This window comes from Oceanobacillus sojae (assembly GCF_900162665.1).
Classification (GTDB): Bacteria; Bacillota; Bacilli; order Bacillales; family Amphibacillaceae; genus Oceanobacillus; species Oceanobacillus sojae_A.
In genome coordinates, this window is sequence record NZ_LT727813.1 from 305,650 (window position 1) to 321,877 (window position 16,228).

Below are 16,228 nucleotides of genomic sequence, written 5' to 3' on the forward strand. Positions count from 1 at the left end.
AATGGCGGAGAAGGAGGGATTTGAACCCTCGCGCCGCTTACACGACCTACACCCTTAGCAGGGGCGCCTCTTCAGCCACTTGAGTACTTCTCCATAAAAGGCTCCACAGGTAGGATTCGAACCTACGACCGATCGGTTAACAGCCGATTGCTCTACCACTGAGCTACTGTGGAATGTAAAAGTATACAGTCACTTGCTATGTAATAATTCAATTACGCAACAACAAGAAATATCATACAATATATCCTGTTTTTTGTCAATAAAAACATCTAAAGTTTTTCTATGCTCAAAAGGTTAATCAAAACTCTGTGCAATTCGACAATGCCTGAAGACAGGTTATTCTCAAGGAACAAGAACTGTCATTTCGTATCAGCTTCATTAATTTATCATGGAAAATATTATTCGTCAATACTTATTGCAAAAAAATTTAAATCAGCTTCAATTTCCCTCTGCATTTGCCGCATCGGTATCTGGATACATCTACTTTTCTTACCCTTTTATAAACAGCGTTACAGTTTCGGCACGCATATGTATAGCGGTAACGCTTCTCTTCGGAAGGCAGTTGTTTACAATGACGGGGAGATCCTGTTTTTGCAAGCAATTCTCTGAAATCTCTATCCCGGTGCCCATACCCTTTTCCTTCAATATGCAGGTGATAATGACAAAGTTCGTGCTTAATAATACCGTAAAGTTCTTCCTTTTCAAATTCCAAGACATATTTAGGGTTTAATTCAATAATCCGTCTGCTTGGTATATATCTTCCGCCAGTGGTCCGCAAACGGGCATTAAATTGCACTTTATCAATAAACGGCTTATTAAAATAAATCTCTGACAATTGGTTTACCAGCTCATATAATTCCTTATCTGAAATTGGATTCATCATACATTCCATCTCCTGAAAAATAAAATCACACTTTGTTCCGAAAAACTTTCTCTGCCTTATCGCAAATTCAAAAGCTTCCTTCCTATATATTATTGATTATACTCTCTTAGCCACCTTACTAAAAAAAGAAATATCTTTAAGAACGTCTATTCTATTATAATATGATTTATATCAAAACTCAATTCTCATTTGTTTTATCTAATTGAGAATAAATAGAATCTTTCATTTAAAAACTTATTTCTTTACAAAAGAATATAAAACTTTTCCTTTGTTTATTAGTAGATACACTTTTCCCTGTCAACACAGAACTCTAATATACTATTAATAAAAATTCATATAAATAACACAGAATATTAATAGCAATCTACTAGTAATTATGTTATTATAATAATTGTATTTAATATCTATTTAGGAGGGAAACTATTTATGAGTGAGAAAAGAAAAATGACCACTGCATTTGGGGCTCCTGTTCCAAATGATGATGATTCCAAAACGGCCGGTAAACGTGGTCCATTATTAATGGAAGACTTCTGGTTCCTTGAAAAACTTGCACACTTTGATCGTGAAGTAATTCCTGAACGCCGTATGCACGCAAAAGGATCTGGTGCTTATGGAACATTAACAATTACAAACGACATTACAAAATATACAAAAGCAAAAATCTTCTCTGAGGTTGGTAAGAAAACAGATATGTTTATCCGTTTCTCCACTGTAGCTGGTGAGCGTGGTGCAGCTGATGCTGAACGTGATATCCGCGGAACAGCTATGAAGTTTTATACAGAAGAAGGCAACTGGGATTTAGTTGGTAACAACACACCTGTATTCTTTATGAGAGACCCTAAACGTTTCCCAGATTTAAACCACGTTGTAAAACGTGATCCAAAAACAAATATGAAAAACGCTGATGCAAACTGGGATTTCTGGACTAACCAGCCAGAAGCACTTCATCAGGTTACCATTGTTATGTCTGACCGCGGTATTCCAAAATCTTACCGTAACATGCATTTATTCGGAAGCCATGCATACAGCTTATATAATGAAAATAACGAACGCGTATGGGTAAAATTCCATTTTAAAACGCAGCAGGGTATTGAAAATCTTACAAACGACGAAGCTGCAAAAATTGTCGGCGGAGATCGTGAAAGTCACCAGCGTGATCTATATACTAATATTGAAGAAGGCAATTTCCCTAAATGGAAAATGTATATTCAGGTAATGACAGAAGAAGAAGCTGCAAACATGCCTTACAACCCGTTTGATTTAACAAAAGTATGGTATAAAGATGAATTCCCGCTTATTGAAGTTGGTGAATTAGAGCTTAATAAAAACCCTGAAAACTATCATGAAGAGGTAGAACAGGCAGCATTCGCTCCTACTAACATTGTTCCCGGCATCGGATTCTCTCCGGATAAAATGTTACAAGGACGTTTATTCTCTTATGGAGATGCACAGCGTTACCGTCTTGGCGTTAACCATTGGCAAATCCCGGTCAACTATCCGAAAAACGCGAAAAACTTCCATCCATATCACCGTGATGGTGCAATGCGTGTGATGCCTTACCAAGGTGGGCAGGTCAGCTACAGCCCGAACCAATATGGTGAGTGGGAAGATAGTAAAGAGCATCAGGAGCCTGCATTACAGCTGGGTGCAGATGTTGATTACTATGACTTTGATGAAGATGATAGTCTTTATTATGAACAGCCAGGCAAGTTATTCCGCTTAATGTCTGATAAGCAGAAACAACTGCTTTTCCAAAATACAGCGGATGATATTGCTCCTGCATCAAAATCAGTCAAACTTCGCCACATCAACAACTGCTATAAAGCAGATCCGGATTACGGTAAAGGTGTTGCAGAAGCAATTGGCATTTCTCTTGATGAAGTGGAAGCAGCAAACGAAGCATCTGTAAAATAATTATAAATAAAAAAACGAAGATTTCTCCCTTATCCAAGGTGAGAGTCTTCTTTTTTTATGAGAAAAGGAACTTCATACTGCAGAAGCTCCTTTTCTTTTTATCAATAATTATATTTACTGAACCATAGAAAGTGCAATTCTCCCTTTTTGGACATTTACGTCGTCTACCCAGACAGTGACTACATCACCCACAGATGCAACATCCATTGGATGCTTGACGAACTGCTTCGACATTTTAGAGATATGCACAAGCCCATCCTGTTTTACTCCGACATCAACGAAAACTCCAAAATCAACGACATTACGAACTGTTCCCTGAAGCTCCATGCCAGGTTTTAAATCCTCCATATTCATTACGTTTTTCTTCAATAATGGCTGTGGAAAATCATCCCGCAAGTCGCGCTCCGGCTTGCTTAATGCTTCCAGAATATCCTCCAGCGTCGGTAAACCGATCTCCAGTTCTTCTGCCGCAGCTTTTTTATCCATCTCTTTAATTTTTTGCTGTAAAGGCTCTGTCCCCAATGCCTGCTCATCTAAGCCAAATTTGTTCAGTAAAGCTTTCACATGTGGATAGCTTTCCGGGTGAATTGGTGTGCGGTCAAGCGGTGTATCCCCATCTACAATTCTCAGGAAACCAATTGCCTGCTCATATGTTTTTGCACCAAGCCGCGGAATCTTCTTTAATTGCTTTCGATTCGTAAACTTGCCTTCCTCTTCCCGTTGTTTAATCACATTATTTGCGACGGCTTTACTTAACCCGGATACATATTGTAAAAGGGAAGAAGAGGCTGTATTTACATTTACACCAACCTGGTTGACAGCTGTTTCAACGACAAATGTTAATGAGTTGGACAGTTCTTTTTGACTGACATCATGCTGATATTGCCCGACACCGATAGACTTTGGATCAATTTTCACAAGCTCAGCCAGCGGATCCTGCACCCTTCTCGCAATAGAGACAGCACTTCTTTCCTCTACCTGCAGATCAGGAAATTCTTCTCTTGCCAAAGCGGAAGCAGAGTACACACTTGCACCAGCTTCATTGACGATAATATATGGCATATCTAATTTATTATTTGTTAACACATCCGAAATAAATTGCTCTGTTTCCCTGGATGCTGTACCATTTCCAATCGCAATCAGCTCGACACCAAACTGATTAATTAAGTCCATAACAACCTTTTCTGCACCCTTCACATCTTTTCTTGGAGCAGTTGGATAGATCACATTTATTTGATGAACCTTCCCTGTTTCGTCCACAACAGCAAGCTTACAGCCTGTACGGAAAGCGGGATCAACTCCCAGAATAACCTTTCCTTTTAATGGCGGCTGCAGTAACAAGTTTCTTAAGTTAACCGAGAAAACTTCAATTGCCTGTGCTTCTGCTTTTTCAGTCAGCGCACTGCGTATCTCTCTTTCCACAGAAGGCTCAATCAGTCTTTTATAGCTGTCTTCCACAGCTGCTGTCAGCAATTCCTTGATATTTTGTGGACAAGCCTTCTTAATCACCTTTTGTTCTAAATAGGAGATTATTTTATCCACAGGAGGCTCCAGCTGCACTTTTAAAATGCCTTCTTTTTCACCGCGGTTAAGCGCAAGAATACGATGGGAAACCAGTGAACGTACTGCTTCACTGTATTCATAATACATCTCAAAAATTTGTTTTTCATCAGCTTCTTTATTTTTATCATGCGACCTGATCATTCCTTGTTTCATCGTTGTATCACGAATAAATTCACGGTAAACAGGTTCATCAGAAATCCATTCAGCGATAATATCATTAACTCCCTGAAGCACTTCTTCTGCTGTATTTAACTCATGTTCTTCCGAGAAGAATTCTGCTGCTTTCTTTTCTAAATCAATGGATTCCTTCTGCTCCCAAATAATTTGTGCCAGAGGCTCTAATCCTTTTTCTTTTGCAATAGTTGCTCTTGTCCGGCGTTTTTGCTTGTATGGACGGTATAAGTCCTCTACTTTTTGCAGCTGTGCAGCTTTCTCGATTTCATTTCTTAATTCATCTGTTAATTTTCCCTGTTCTTCAATGATACGGAGAACTTCCTGTTTTCGCTCAGACAGGTGAAGCACATATGCCCATCTATCCTGTATTTCTTTGATTTTTACTTCATCCAGTCCACCTGTTGCTTCCTTTCGATACCTTGCAATAAATGGAACTGTATTCCCCTCATCTAAGAGAGAAATTACTTTAGAAACAATTTTATCTTGTACTTTTGTATCCTTTGATACGATTGTAATTAATTTTTCATCTAAGTTCACTGCTGCTTCTCCTCCTTACTCTACTTTCTATTGTATCAAATTAAGCGAAGCAATGCTTTCTGACACATAAAAAAAGGCTGATTTGTAATCCAATAACAACTGAAACAGTGTTCATGTTATTTTCATACGAATCAACCTTTTTCTCCTTTGTATCTAATTGCCATTAATGTGGTATCATCCTGTCTGGTATTGTCACTATAATGTGCATAGGCTTCTGTAATCCTGCCAACATTATAATCTTTGAAAAAATACTGGGATAATTCTTTATCCATTACTCCATCAGAAAACACGATAAAGTTTGTGGCTTTTTTTAATTTTTCTGTCATGACCTTGACACCGCGATAACGTGAGCCCAGGTATCCGGAGCTTGGGATATTTCTCTTTTTTTTAACTCCATCCTCCAAAATAATAATCCCTATATTCCCAATGGAAGAAAAAGTAAAGGTTTGATCCATGAAGTCTAATTTTAAAATACCCATGACTGCTCCACGCATGCCAACCAGCCGCTTGTTGCATAGCTCAATGATTTCTTTCACTGTTCTGTATTTATGCTGTCTCACAATATCTATGACAGCCTGCGAGGATTCCTTTGCAATCTCTCCGCTTCCAAGACCATCTGCGAGCACTCCTAAAAATATTTGGTCTTCTTCGACAAAAAAGTAACTATCTCCACAAAAATGGTTACCTTTCTTCGATTTTTGATAAACGGAAACATCTACATACTTGCCAGAAATCAATCGAATACCTCTGCGCTTTCTGTCTGCATAGTTTCTCGTAATTTACGGAGTGCTCTTCTTTGAAGGCGTGAAACGTGCATTTGTGAAATTCCCAGCTTTTCTCCTGTTTCTTTTTGACTCATATTTTTGAAATACGTATATTCCAAAATTAATTGCTCCCGCTCTGATAAAACAGGGAGTATTTTTTCAAGCATCATTTTCTGTTCAAGATTTTTAAAGCTGTTATCTTCATTTCCAATTAAATCTAAGATAGCAACTGTACTGCCATCTGAATCAGCCTCAATTTTATGATCGACAGATAAAGCTTTATAGCTTTTGCTCATTTCCATCGTCTCTAAAACTTCTTCTTCTGGTACACCGATATGATCTGCGATTTCTTTAATGGTAGGAGATTTTTGATTTTCTGTCGTCAGTTCATCAGCACTTTTTCGAATTTTTGGCCCCAATTCTTTAATACGACGAGGTACATGAACGCTCCATGTTTTATCTCGTATGAATCGTTTTATTTCACCAATAATTGTCGGGATCGCGAATGATTCAAACGACTTACCATAAGATGGATCGTACCTCTTAATTGCTCCAAGCAATCCAATCATGCCGACTTGTACAAGGTCTTCATGAATGGCACTGTTTTTGGAATACTTCCGGGCAATAGATCCAACAAGATTCTGATAGGTTAAAACAATTTTTTCCTGTAATTCTTCGTTTGTCGGATCTTCCTGAAGAGTACTTATCCATTGGTAAACCTCATCTCCCCCTCTATTGAATGGTTGAGATTTGGTCGTCATCCATGTCCACCTCTTCTTCTCTATTGTATTTAGTCATAATGACCATTACACCATATTTGTTGTTAATTTTTACTTCATCCATTAGTGCTTCAATCAAGAATAAACCAAACCCTCCTTCCCGTATTTTCTCTACAGGCTCATCGGAACGGTATGGTCCAGTTTCGCTTTTTACCTCTCCCAGATTAAAGCTTCCTCCACGATCGGCTACCATTATTTCAATCCTGTCTTCGTATAATCCAAAGCCGACAGTGATTTCACCAGACTCATTCTCTCCATAGGCATGCTCTACAGCATTGGTAACAGCTTCTGATATAGCAACCTTCAAATCTTCAATAGCATCATAGGAAAAACTCATCCGATTAGCAATGCCTGATAGTGTTAAGCGCATTACTCCAATATATTCCGCTTTGGCCGGCACCTTCATTTCGATATAATCAAATGCTTCCATCACTCATTGCCACCTCGAATCGCTGCTTTTATATCTATAATTTCACTAAGACCAGTAATTTCAAAAATACGGTAAACCCGTCCTTGAACATTTCTCAATGTAAAATGACTTCCACTTTCTTTAGAGGCTTTTAAAGCACTGACAAATACACCTAAACCAGTACTGTCCATATATTGGACGTCTTCTAAATCCACTTCAACCTGGTTGCCGCCTTCTTTTATTAAAGGCATTAATGATTCCTTGAGCTCAGGTGCAGTGTATGCATCAATTTCTCCACTTACTTCTAATACTTTCAAATTGCTGTCCTCATTGATTTTCACTGATAAATTCATAATGACCCCCTCTGTCATCAAGCTCTTGGATAGATGACTATACAATCTAAATTCATTTTAATCTTGTTTTTCATTTTATATACGGTAAATAAAAAGTTCTTTTCAAAACTTTTCTTTACTCTCTCTCAAGCTTCTAAATGATAATTTAATCACTTTGCAGGCTAATATACTATATTCCCGGCTTTTCTATCTTTAAACCTCTTTACGAAGAACAATTAATGTAAAATCGTCCCGCAACTGAAAATCCTGCAATTTCTCAAAATATTGATATACATTATCCACCAGCTCCTGAGCAGGTAAATCAATATATTTCCGGATTACTTCTAAAAGTTCTTCCGTTTCAATAAAACGGTCCCCGTCCCGGCATTCCGAAACCCCGTCTGTTAAAAAGATAATCAAATCATCTTTATCAATATCTAATTCATATTCCCGGTATTCTGCATCAGGCATCACACCGAGAACAATACCTTTCGTGCTGATCTCTTCAAATTCTCCGGTTTCCGCACGATAAATATACCCCGGCTCATGACCTGCAGATGATAATTTTAATTTACTTTCCTTTGGCAGATAGTGTGCATAACACATCGTGATAAACATGCTTGAATCAATATTTCTCTCTACGACCCGATTCAAATTTTCCAGAACCTTATTTGGCGACATCGTTGCCTCCGGGTAGCTGTCAATTGCATATTTAATCATTGACATACATAATGCAGCCGGTATCCCCTTACCAATAACATCTGCAATGGCAATTCCGATTGTTCCATTACTGCCTACTGTAAAATGATGATAATCTCCATTCATCTGATGAGCAGGTACACTAATGACTCCTATATCAACACCATTTCTTTCCGGTTTTTGCGTTCCCAATAATGTCTTTTGCATATTGGCAGCAACAGAAATCTCAGCGGTCAGAACATTTTTTTCCTGTCTTAAATAATCTACTTCCTGCAGTGCCAGTCCATAGAAAACAGTAGCTTCTAATAAAAACTCCATTGAGATTTTATATTCATTCATCAACTGGGGATAAATATTCTCCATTGCCTGGATATGCAAATTAATTAACTCTTCCGGTAAAATATTCTTTTTGATAAAAGCTTTACTAATTAGCTCAAGGTCATATAAAGCCTTCTCATCTTGTGTGTTTATATATTTTCTTAATAGCTCCTGATATTTAATTGTATTTTTTTCAATGGTCTCTTTCACTATAGTTACTCCCCCTATATTCCACAAAAACCAGGAATCTTTTTTCTCATTTATGCTTTCCCAGAGATTGGCGGCAGGCGTGTACCGCTCTTATACATACATTGTCTTTATTCAGGTTGTGTAACTCTTCTGTTATACCCTCAGCTGCCTATTTATCCTGTAGTCTTATCCAAAACCAATAGCTAAATTCTTCAGCCTGGCAGAGCTAAGATTGCCCGTCTTATCAGAGGTCATTTCAGCCTAAATGATCCAGAAAGTCAGTGCCTGTAACCCTTCCGCCCATCCTCACTTTAAAAGAGAAAGTGAGGATGGGCGGAAGGGTTTCTCTGTGATAAAACAAGAAAAGTTACTAAAATTAAAGGATTATCCTATCTGATCCATTTGATCGCTTTAATCTTAGTTCCTTCTCCAACGGTGGATTCTATATCAAAATCATCCATTAAACGCTTCACTCCGGGCAGTCCGGCACCGAGCCCCCCAGAGGTAGTATAGCCATCTTGCATAACGCTGCTTATATCCTTAATTCCTGGACCAGTATCAACAGCAGTCATTAATATACCCTTCTGGCTGTTTGTATAGATGTATTCAAAACAAATCTGCCCATTTTCAGCATATAAATATATATTACGAGCTAATTCAGATACTGCAGTAGCAATTCTAGCCTGATCAACGGTGCCAAACCCAATTTCTTTGGCCATTTCCCGGCCAAGCTGTCTTGCTCCAACAATATCCCACTCTTTATGAATATTGACACAGGATCTTGGGTTCATATATTAACCTCCCAATTCCTGGTGCAGCTTCACTAATCCTTGTTCTAAATCTAATGCAGTAGGGACATTTTGCAGATGTATTCCTAAATCAATTAATGTCATTGCAACCGCAGGCTGAATTCCTGTTAATACGACACGGGCCCCCATTAAATCCGACATGGATACAACATCACCAAGCACTTTTGCAATGAAAGAATCAATAATATCTACAGATGTCAAATCAATCACAACACCAGTGGCACCTGTTTTATGAATTTTTGCTAATAAATCCTCCTGAAATTTAATAGCCGTTTGATCATCAATCTCAGTCTGAATAGAAATCAGCAAATAATTATGTAGTTTTAAAATAGGTATCCGCATTTTCTACTCCCCCTTAAGTGAATGCATTATATCTTCAATCCCTTGATTCTTAACATGTAAATCAACTACTTCTCTCTCCGTAATCTCCAGCGCTTTTGTAAAACCCTTCTCCAGCGTGCTTCTTGTTGGAAATTTACTTAAATCAATGCCAATGTTTACAATGGTTTGGGCAATTTCCGGACGAATTCCTACAAGGATGCACGTTGATCCAATCAGTCTGACCGCCTCTGCAGCCTGGATAATATGATGTGCGACCATCGTATCCACCACTGGAACCCCTGTGATATCAATTAATACAACTTCGGAGTTATGTTTAATTGTCCCCTCCAGTAAATTTTCCATAATCAATTTAGCTCTATCTGTGTCAATAGTACCAATCAAGGGCATTACAGTAATTCTTTCCATCACTGGAATTAACGGTGCTGATAGTTCCTGCAGAGCTACCCGCTGCAGAGAAAGTATATTTTCCCAGCTCCCTGAATACTCATTAACAAGCTGGCGGATTAACGGTTCTATCCACTCATCCACACTTGTTAAGACATTTGAAAAATGGTTCGAATCAACCTGATCTGCCTGTGCAAGTAAAAAATCAATAGTTACACGACGAAAAATCTGCAGCCCATCCGTGATGTAACTGAGCGGCCAGCCAAGGTTAATAATTTTCTCTGAGAACTCTTCTACTACCTTTGAAGACCCCTCGTTTTGAATACTTGTAAAAATAACATTCACAAATTCGCGGTTGGTATTTTCGTAAAGCTCATCAGATATACTTGCTGTATAATTACCAGCCTTTATCCTTCCAACCTCATCCATCCAATTATCAACAATAGAATCACTGTTATTGATAATTAATTCTTTCAGATTTTCATCCATAACTCGTTCCCTCCATATTTTCTTTTTACTACTGCTACTGTTGCCTTTACTACAAAAATATACTTATAGTTTTAGAAGGTTTTCACGCTAAACATCTCTATTGTAACACACATAGAATATATCTAGCATTGATGTACCTGCTATAGACATTCCTATCAAACTAGCTGGTTTTTAGCAATTAATACGAGTAAGCATCAACTTATATATCACTTTTTGAATATCCTTATTCATTATAGTTTTTATAGCATATTTTAAGCGTTCTGCAAAGGTGTATGCCCTGCTTTTCGTACTACATTATTAAGACTCCAGGAACAAATCCAGCAATTCTTTTGCGCTGTAGACAATTTTATCTGGTTTTACAGCAGCTTCCGGCATTTGTCTGTGGCGATGATTCATCCAGACAGCCTGCCAACCCGCCTGTTTTGCACCGACAACATCATTTGCAAAGGAGTCTCCAACATAAATTGTTTTTGCTTTCGTTAAATCAAGCTTATCTTCAATAAAATGAAATGCCTCCACGGAAGGTTTGGCATGCCCAATCGCTCCTGAAATGAATAAATAATCCTCAGGTATCCACTTGTTCAGCTTTAATTGCTTTATTTTCATGGCCTGATGATCTTCTGCACCATTTGTTAAAACAGCCAGCTGCTTTTTATCTGCTGCAAGATAGTCCAACAGTTGGACAGCTTCTTCAAATAATTCAATTTTCCCCTGCTCCTGGACGTAGGTATTCTGAAATTCTACAGCCTGCTCTGCCGATATCTCTATACCCATATCTGCACAAGCGTCTTTTATACGGCGGATGTGCATTTCCTTCATCGTTATTTTTCCTGCTGTCTGATCGTCAAATAATTCATCACTATACTTACGGCTAAGCAGATATAGATTATCCAGCTCGCTATCCTCCAGGGATATATTCAACACTTTTTTACATGTAGTTTTAAATGTTGCTGACTGATCATATAAAGTATCATCCATATCAAAAATAATCGTATCCACAATTATCGACCTCCTTCATCCTCCTTCATCATTTTACTATATTTTCTAAAGAAGGAGAAATACTTACTGTTACAGGAACAGATGAAGCTTTTTTCGAAGAGACGAGCCCGGGGCCACGGAAAGCGGAGTGTATTTATAGGGGCCTAAGATTACTCGCCTCCATAAAAACCGTTGCAGCGGATATCTTTCAGAATTTTTATATACTTTCCTATCCTAAAAAAAGACGGCTCTGTAAAAGAACCGTCTTTTTAATCTATTTATCATGAAATTATTAATTATTACTGTACACATCTCTTAAGCCAAGGCTTATTTCTAAGGATTGATTGATTTTTTCCATCATTTCTTTGTCCAGCTTTGTAATTTTATCAGTTAATCGCTGCTTATCTAATGTGCGGATCTGTTCTAACAGAATGACTGAATTCCGGTCAAATCCATAACGTTTTGCATCGATTTCAACATGCGTCGGTAATTTAGCCTTCTGAATTTGAGCTGTAATAGCCGCTACAATAACAGTCGGACTAAATCGATTACCGATATCATTTTGTAGAATAAGAACTGGTCTTACACCGCCCTGTTCCGAGCCAACCACAGGGGATAAGTCAGCAAAATAAACCTCGCCTCTTTGAACGATCACAAGTGTTACACCCCGATCACGGAGCGCTCTAGAGTTATTTCAGCCTCCTCTTCAGCTTGAAAAGCCTCTGAAGCAATCGTCAGATTAATTCTTGCCATTTCTTCATATCCACGTTGCATCGTTTCATGAAAACGCTGGAGGTGTTCTTCTTTTTTATGGTTTAAATAAATTTGAGTTGCTTCACAAATAAAATCGCTTAAGTCGGAGCTATTCTCATATTTCATTAACCCATCCACCTCACTCAATAAATTTTTCGGTATTTTTACCATGATTTCTTCTTTATTTTCAGCCAAAATCAAGCACCCCCGCCAACAATTAACGTTCATTATTAAATTTAATATCATAATAGCATTGTGAGCCTACTTTTGCAAAGGGGTTATGGCGAATTTGTAAAAAAATCATGTAAATTTGTCGTTTTAAACCTTAATTTATGTGGTATTTAATATATTTGAAGTATAAAAAAATAATATTTTACCCTTTCGCTAAAAAACATTATTTACCATATTTTTAATTTCCTGTAAGCTTTACATCAGCTGCTCAAAAAAATACATACTAAATTACAATGTTTAATTACGGAAAATATTTGTGTTTTTGTTAAAAATAAACGCGTCATTTTACAATTCAAATAATACAGTGCAGATATAATACTCCCATTTATCTATTCAACGAAATAAATACCTGTCTATCTAATTATATGCCAATATGTTAAAATCATACCTCTATAAGACAATGTTCAAAAATGAACCCATTGATAAGCAGCAGATTTCTTCACCAATGAATCTTTTCAAACATTTATCTTAAGGCAGCTTTAACGAATTCGAAGTAGAACAAAAGCAGGCCCGTTCACACGAAGCCTGCCAATATATAATCGTATCATTTAATTGTTTGCCCTTGAACAGATTGTGCTACTTCAATCATTTCTTCTTTTGTCAGCTCCGTACTTGCCAGTTGGTAATCAACGCCTTGATAAGTCCATTTTAATGTATTATCTTCCAAGGCCCCAACGGTAGTTCCAAGATTGACAATATCTCCGTTTACTTCTTCCGGAGCTGCACTCACCGGTGCGGTTTCTCTAATTTCCTGAACAAGCGTGAAGTTTTTCTCTCCTTCAAAGGTAGTAATAATGCGCTCGCCATCCTCTAAAGCAACCTCTTTCTTTTCGGCAGCCTCTGCTCCAGCTGTATATGTCGGATACAGTGTACGTACTTCCTGCGCTGCAGTTTCTACTGCTTCTCCTTCTTCTGCACCGGAGGCTTCATCATCTGTTTCTTTTTCCATATTTTTCTCCATTGAAAAATCATCTTCTGCAAAGGTTGCGTCTAAATCAAAGTCATGAAAAGTCACATTAACCAGCGGCTCGCCGTCTTGATTTAAAACATTGACCATTACCGGGGTATAGCTGGATTTATCAAAGTAAATTTCTTGAGCAGGCAAATTATTGTTGCTTTGGTAATTTGTTTTTGTCTTAAAAATATAATGGTCTTCTGTTGTTTCAAATTGTGCTTCCGGATCATTTATAACATCATTCACCAGAGATTGAAATAAATACGGCTGACTGCTATTTTCCGGCCATTCTGATTGGAATTTGAAGCTTTTCTCCAATGCAGGTGTCAGCACAAAGACACCATCTGTATTTTTTAAAATCACTTGACTTTCATTCTGCTCCCCTTCATTTTCGAGCTTTACCCGATATTGATCATCTGCCTGATACCATATATCAATTAAAAAAGTTTGTTCCTGATCATTTGTATTCATCGTCATATCCGCAGTCGCTTTGTAGCTATCTAAATCTGCAACTGTCTTCTGCAATTTTTCCACAACATCTTCCTGTGATTTTTCTCCACATGCTGAAAGCAATAAGCTAATTGCACTTAATAGTAAAACGACACCGAAAAAACGTTTCTTTATCATTAGCATATCTCCCTTGTCTCATTTAACAGAGGGAACAATTTGTTTTCATGAAAAAATATACACCGTGTTTAAGAAAATGTACGGATTGCTTTTGGAATCCCCTGAATAACATCTCCTGCAAGCAGGTCCTGTTCCGAGTGTTTTTCCTGGACTAGTAAGTCTGCAGATTTTCCGTGCAGAAAGCAAGCGTTATTTATCCCTGCAAAGATGGATTTACTTTGCATAATCATAGCTAAAATCATTCCAGTCAATACATCCCCGCTGCCTCCTTTGGCAAGTCCTGGATTTCCGCTCGATTCGACTGTCTGGTTTCCCGCCGGGTCAGTAATAATCGTATGCTTTCCTTTTAAGACAAGATAGCAGTTATATTTCTTTGCAAATTCAGAGCTGTACCGAAAAGGCTCCAAAAGTAAATCAGAGACAGACATATCCATCAATGCTGCAAGTTCACCAGGATGCGGTGTTAAAATAAGCGGAGCTTGTCTTGCGCCGAAATCTGTTAAATACGATTTCAGATGGTAAAGGCCGTCAGCATCGACAACGATTGGCCCTTTAAACCTGAGCAATGCCGGAAGAATTTCTTTTCCGGTTTCTTCCCTTCTGCCCAAACCTATTCCAACAGCAATCGCATCAAAACTGGACAAGTCAATATTATCGATTCCAGTAATATAACCATTTTTTTCTGAAGCAGAGATATACATAGCCTCCGGATTATTCCCGGCAATCATGGAAATAACATCTTTTACCGATGCAGTCGTTAATAAACCTGCTCCAGTCCTCAATGCTGCCTTTGTCGTCATCAGAACAGATCCTGGCATAAACTGGCTGCCGCCAATAATCAGCCCTCTCCCATGATCTCCTTTATGTGAATTCACTTCCCGCTTTGGAAAAGACTTCTGAAAACTGGATGTGGTCCACAAGCGCCTCTTTGTTTGCTTTTCAAAAAGACTTTGAGGAAATCCGATATCAGCTATAATCCATTCTCCAAAATAAGAGGACGTATGCTGACAGACTGCTGATTGCTTTACTGCACCAATCATAATCGTTGCATCTGCTTTGACTGCTTGAAAAACCGGAATGCCTTCCTCTGCTGGCAGACCGCTCGGTATATCAATGGAAATAACATAAGCATTTTTTTCATTCACTTGTCTGACTGCAGTTAGTACATCTCCTCTTAATTCACCGCGTACACCAATACCAAGCATCGCATCAATAATAACATCCGCTTCCATTAAAGCAGCTCCTGATACACCTTCTTGATACTGCTCGATCCGGCCGCCAAATTGCCGATAAATTTCCTTATGATAAGCTGCATCTCCTGTTATTTTTTCATCTGGTGCAACCTGGATTGCTTTGACAGGATAACCTGCTTCTGACAGCACGCGGGCAATGACAAATCCGTCTCCGCCATTATTTCCGCCACCAATCAAAATAACTGCTCTGTCTTCTTTGGATATCCGTTTCTCTATTTCTCTGCTCGCTTCTCTACCTGCATTCTCCATGAGTATTTTTGCGTCAAGTCCAATCGTACCAGTTGTTTCCCGGTCAACCTTGTACATTTCTTCCGCGGTAACAATATACAATTTTGTTCCCTCCTACCGCAATAAAATATATGAGACAAACTATGCGTTTATGCCTTTCCTCTTTGTATTTATTTTCTTTAAAAGGATATTTAAAAGCTTATCGCTTCTCTAATAAAACCTGCGCAACCGCATGCTCTCTGCTGTGAGATATAGACAAGTGGATATGTATATCATCCATGCCCTCTACCTCCATTTCAGGTGCTCCATTGAGATCATTTTTAATTTCAATTTGTTGAAAGCCTATTTTCCCTATCCCTGTTCCATTTGCTTTTGCAAAGGCTTCTTTTGCAGCAAATCGCCCTGCTGCATACTCCACCCGCCGATGGGCAGATAAAACTGCCACTTTTTCTTGTTCTGCTTTTGTTAACACCCGCTCTAAAAAACGGTCATTTTTCTCCAGCAGCCGTTTAATCCTTTTTAATTCGATGATATCAATGCCTGTTCCAAGTATCATTTTCACTGCTCCTAAAAGTTATTTCATGTGTGAAAACACCTTTTTAATGGTCATAATCTATA

Annotated in this window: 17 protein-coding genes and 2 tRNA genes; 1 reads left to right on the plus strand and 18 read right to left on the minus strand. The window is 38.3% G+C overall.

Annotated elements, in window-relative coordinates; translation table 11 throughout:
* Positions 1–2 precede the first annotated feature (2 nt).
* From BN1068_RS18825 to BN1068_RS18835, 3 genes are all read right to left on the minus strand, one after another.
* Positions 3–93 (minus strand) — tRNA-Ser (locus BN1068_RS18825).
* A gap of 8 nt (positions 94–101) precedes the next feature.
* Positions 102–173: transfer RNA gene (locus BN1068_RS18830), tRNA-Asn, on the minus strand.
* Positions 174–427: 254 nt separating this feature from the next.
* Positions 428–880, minus strand: a complete 453-nt coding sequence (locus BN1068_RS18835; protein WP_077605165.1) for a SprT family protein — start codon at positions 878–880, stop codon at positions 428–430.
* Between the two features lie 429 nt (positions 881–1,309).
* Here BN1068_RS18835 and BN1068_RS18840 point away from each other — a divergent pair, with 429 nt between their 5' ends.
* A complete protein-coding gene (locus tag BN1068_RS18840) occupies positions 1,310–2,797 on the plus strand; it encodes a catalase (protein ID WP_077604373.1) in 1,488 nt (495 codons plus the stop codon).
* A 114-nt stretch (positions 2,798–2,911) separates the two neighbouring features.
* On the opposite strand, the gene BN1068_RS18845 is transcribed toward BN1068_RS18840, so the two are convergent.
* The 15 genes from BN1068_RS18845 to acpS form a co-directional block, all read right to left on the minus strand.
* Positions 2,912–5,071 (minus strand): Tex family protein, encoded by a 2,160-nt coding sequence (locus tag BN1068_RS18845; RefSeq protein WP_077604374.1) that lies wholly within the window; start codon positions 5,069–5,071, stop codon positions 2,912–2,914.
* A 131-nt stretch (positions 5,072–5,202) separates the two neighbouring features.
* Positions 5,203–5,808, minus strand: coding sequence for a PP2C family serine/threonine-protein phosphatase (locus BN1068_RS18850; RefSeq protein WP_077604375.1), 606 nt, complete (start codon positions 5,806–5,808; stop codon positions 5,203–5,205).
* The gene (gene sigB / locus BN1068_RS18855; RefSeq protein WP_077604376.1) at positions 5,805–6,596 is read right to left on the minus strand and encodes an RNA polymerase sigma factor SigB; all 792 of its coding nucleotides are present in this window, start codon (positions 6,594–6,596) and stop codon (positions 5,805–5,807) included. The genes BN1068_RS18850 and sigB overlap by 4 nt, the downstream gene beginning before the upstream one ends.
* Positions 6,568–7,044 carry an anti-sigma B factor RsbW gene (gene rsbW, locus BN1068_RS18860; RefSeq protein WP_077604377.1) on the minus strand — a complete coding sequence of 159 codons (477 nt, stop codon included), beginning with the start codon at positions 7,042–7,044 and terminating at the stop codon, positions 6,568–6,570. The genes sigB and rsbW overlap by 29 nt, the downstream gene beginning before the upstream one ends.
* Positions 7,044–7,376, minus strand: a complete 333-nt coding sequence (locus BN1068_RS18865; RefSeq protein ID WP_077604378.1) for an STAS domain-containing protein — start codon at positions 7,374–7,376, stop codon at positions 7,044–7,046. Before BN1068_RS18865 ends, rsbW begins: the two co-directional genes overlap by 1 nt.
* 192 nt (positions 7,377–7,568) lie before the next feature.
* Positions 7,569–8,582, minus strand: a complete 1,014-nt coding sequence (locus tag BN1068_RS18870) for a PP2C family protein-serine/threonine phosphatase (RefSeq protein WP_077604379.1) — start codon at positions 8,580–8,582, stop codon at positions 7,569–7,571.
* Between the two features lie 368 nt (positions 8,583–8,950).
* Positions 8,951–9,352, minus strand: coding sequence for an anti-sigma regulatory factor (locus BN1068_RS18875; RefSeq protein ID WP_077604380.1), 402 nt, complete (start codon positions 9,350–9,352; stop codon positions 8,951–8,953).
* A gap of 3 nt (positions 9,353–9,355) precedes the next feature.
* The gene (locus BN1068_RS18880; protein WP_042532428.1) at positions 9,356–9,712 is read right to left on the minus strand and encodes an STAS domain-containing protein; all 357 of its coding nucleotides are present in this window, start codon (positions 9,710–9,712) and stop codon (positions 9,356–9,358) included.
* A 3-nt stretch (positions 9,713–9,715) separates the two neighbouring features.
* On the minus strand, positions 9,716–10,585 hold the full coding sequence (locus tag BN1068_RS18885; RefSeq protein WP_077604381.1) for an RsbT co-antagonist protein RsbRA: 870 nt from the start codon (positions 10,583–10,585) through the stop codon (positions 9,716–9,718).
* Positions 10,586–10,882: 297 nt separating this feature from the next.
* Positions 10,883–11,584 (minus strand): HAD family hydrolase, encoded by a 702-nt coding sequence (locus BN1068_RS18890; RefSeq protein ID WP_077604382.1) that lies wholly within the window; start codon positions 11,582–11,584, stop codon positions 10,883–10,885.
* Positions 11,585–11,855: 271 nt separating this feature from the next.
* A complete protein-coding gene (locus BN1068_RS18895; protein WP_042532419.1) occupies positions 11,856–12,218 on the minus strand; it encodes a type II toxin-antitoxin system PemK/MazF family toxin in 363 nt (120 codons plus the stop codon).
* Positions 12,219–12,223: 5 nt separating this feature from the next.
* Positions 12,224–12,487: a CopG family ribbon-helix-helix protein gene (locus BN1068_RS18900; RefSeq protein ID WP_371863303.1), complete on the minus strand. Its 264-nt coding sequence runs from the start codon at positions 12,485–12,487 to the stop codon at positions 12,224–12,226.
* A gap of 604 nt (positions 12,488–13,091) precedes the next feature.
* A complete protein-coding gene (locus BN1068_RS18905) occupies positions 13,092–14,129 on the minus strand; it encodes a LolA family protein (protein ID WP_077604384.1) in 1,038 nt (345 codons plus the stop codon).
* A gap of 68 nt (positions 14,130–14,197) precedes the next feature.
* Positions 14,198–15,712: a bifunctional ADP-dependent NAD(P)H-hydrate dehydratase/NAD(P)H-hydrate epimerase gene (locus tag BN1068_RS18910; protein ID WP_077604385.1), complete on the minus strand. Its 1,515-nt coding sequence runs from the start codon at positions 15,710–15,712 to the stop codon at positions 14,198–14,200.
* Positions 15,713–15,809: 97 nt separating this feature from the next.
* Positions 15,810–16,166, minus strand: a complete 357-nt coding sequence (acpS, locus tag BN1068_RS18915) for a holo-ACP synthase (protein WP_077604386.1) — start codon at positions 16,164–16,166, stop codon at positions 15,810–15,812.
* Positions 16,167–16,228 lie beyond the last annotated feature (62 nt).

What these genes read in the sequence shown, in the direction of transcription:
- BN1068_RS18880 (WP_042532428.1), bottom strand. Translation starts at nt 9,712, where the DNA reads ATGCGGATACCTATTTTAAAACTACATAATTATTTGCTGATTTCTATT.
- sigB (WP_077604376.1), bottom strand. Translation starts at nt 6,596, where the DNA reads ATGACGACCAAATCTCAACCATTCAATAGAGGGGGAGATGAGGTTTAC.
- acpS (WP_077604386.1), bottom strand. Translation starts at nt 16,166, where the DNA reads ATGATACTTGGAACAGGCATTGATATCATCGAATTAAAAAGGATTAAA.
- BN1068_RS18865 (WP_077604378.1), bottom strand. Translation starts at nt 7,376, where the DNA reads ATGAATTTATCAGTGAAAATCAATGAGGACAGCAATTTGAAAGTATTA.
- BN1068_RS18835 (WP_077605165.1), bottom strand. Translation starts at nt 880, where the DNA reads ATGAATCCAATTTCAGATAAGGAATTATATGAGCTGGTAAACCAATTG.
- rsbW (WP_077604377.1), bottom strand. Translation starts at nt 7,044, where the DNA reads ATGGAAGCATTTGATTATATCGAAATGAAGGTGCCGGCCAAAGCGGAA.
- BN1068_RS18900 (WP_371863303.1), bottom strand. Translation starts at nt 12,487, where the DNA reads ATGGTAAAAATACCGAAAAATTTATTGAGTGAGGTGGATGGGTTAATG.
- BN1068_RS18905 (WP_077604384.1), bottom strand. Translation starts at nt 14,129, where the DNA reads ATGATAAAGAAACGTTTTTTCGGTGTCGTTTTACTATTAAGTGCAATT.
- BN1068_RS18885 (WP_077604381.1), bottom strand. Translation starts at nt 10,585, where the DNA reads ATGGATGAAAATCTGAAAGAATTAATTATCAATAACAGTGATTCTATT.
- BN1068_RS18840 (WP_077604373.1), top strand. Translation starts at nt 1,310, where the DNA reads ATGAGTGAGAAAAGAAAAATGACCACTGCATTTGGGGCTCCTGTTCCA.
- BN1068_RS18875 (WP_077604380.1), bottom strand. Translation starts at nt 9,352, where the DNA reads ATGAACCCAAGATCCTGTGTCAATATTCATAAAGAGTGGGATATTGTT.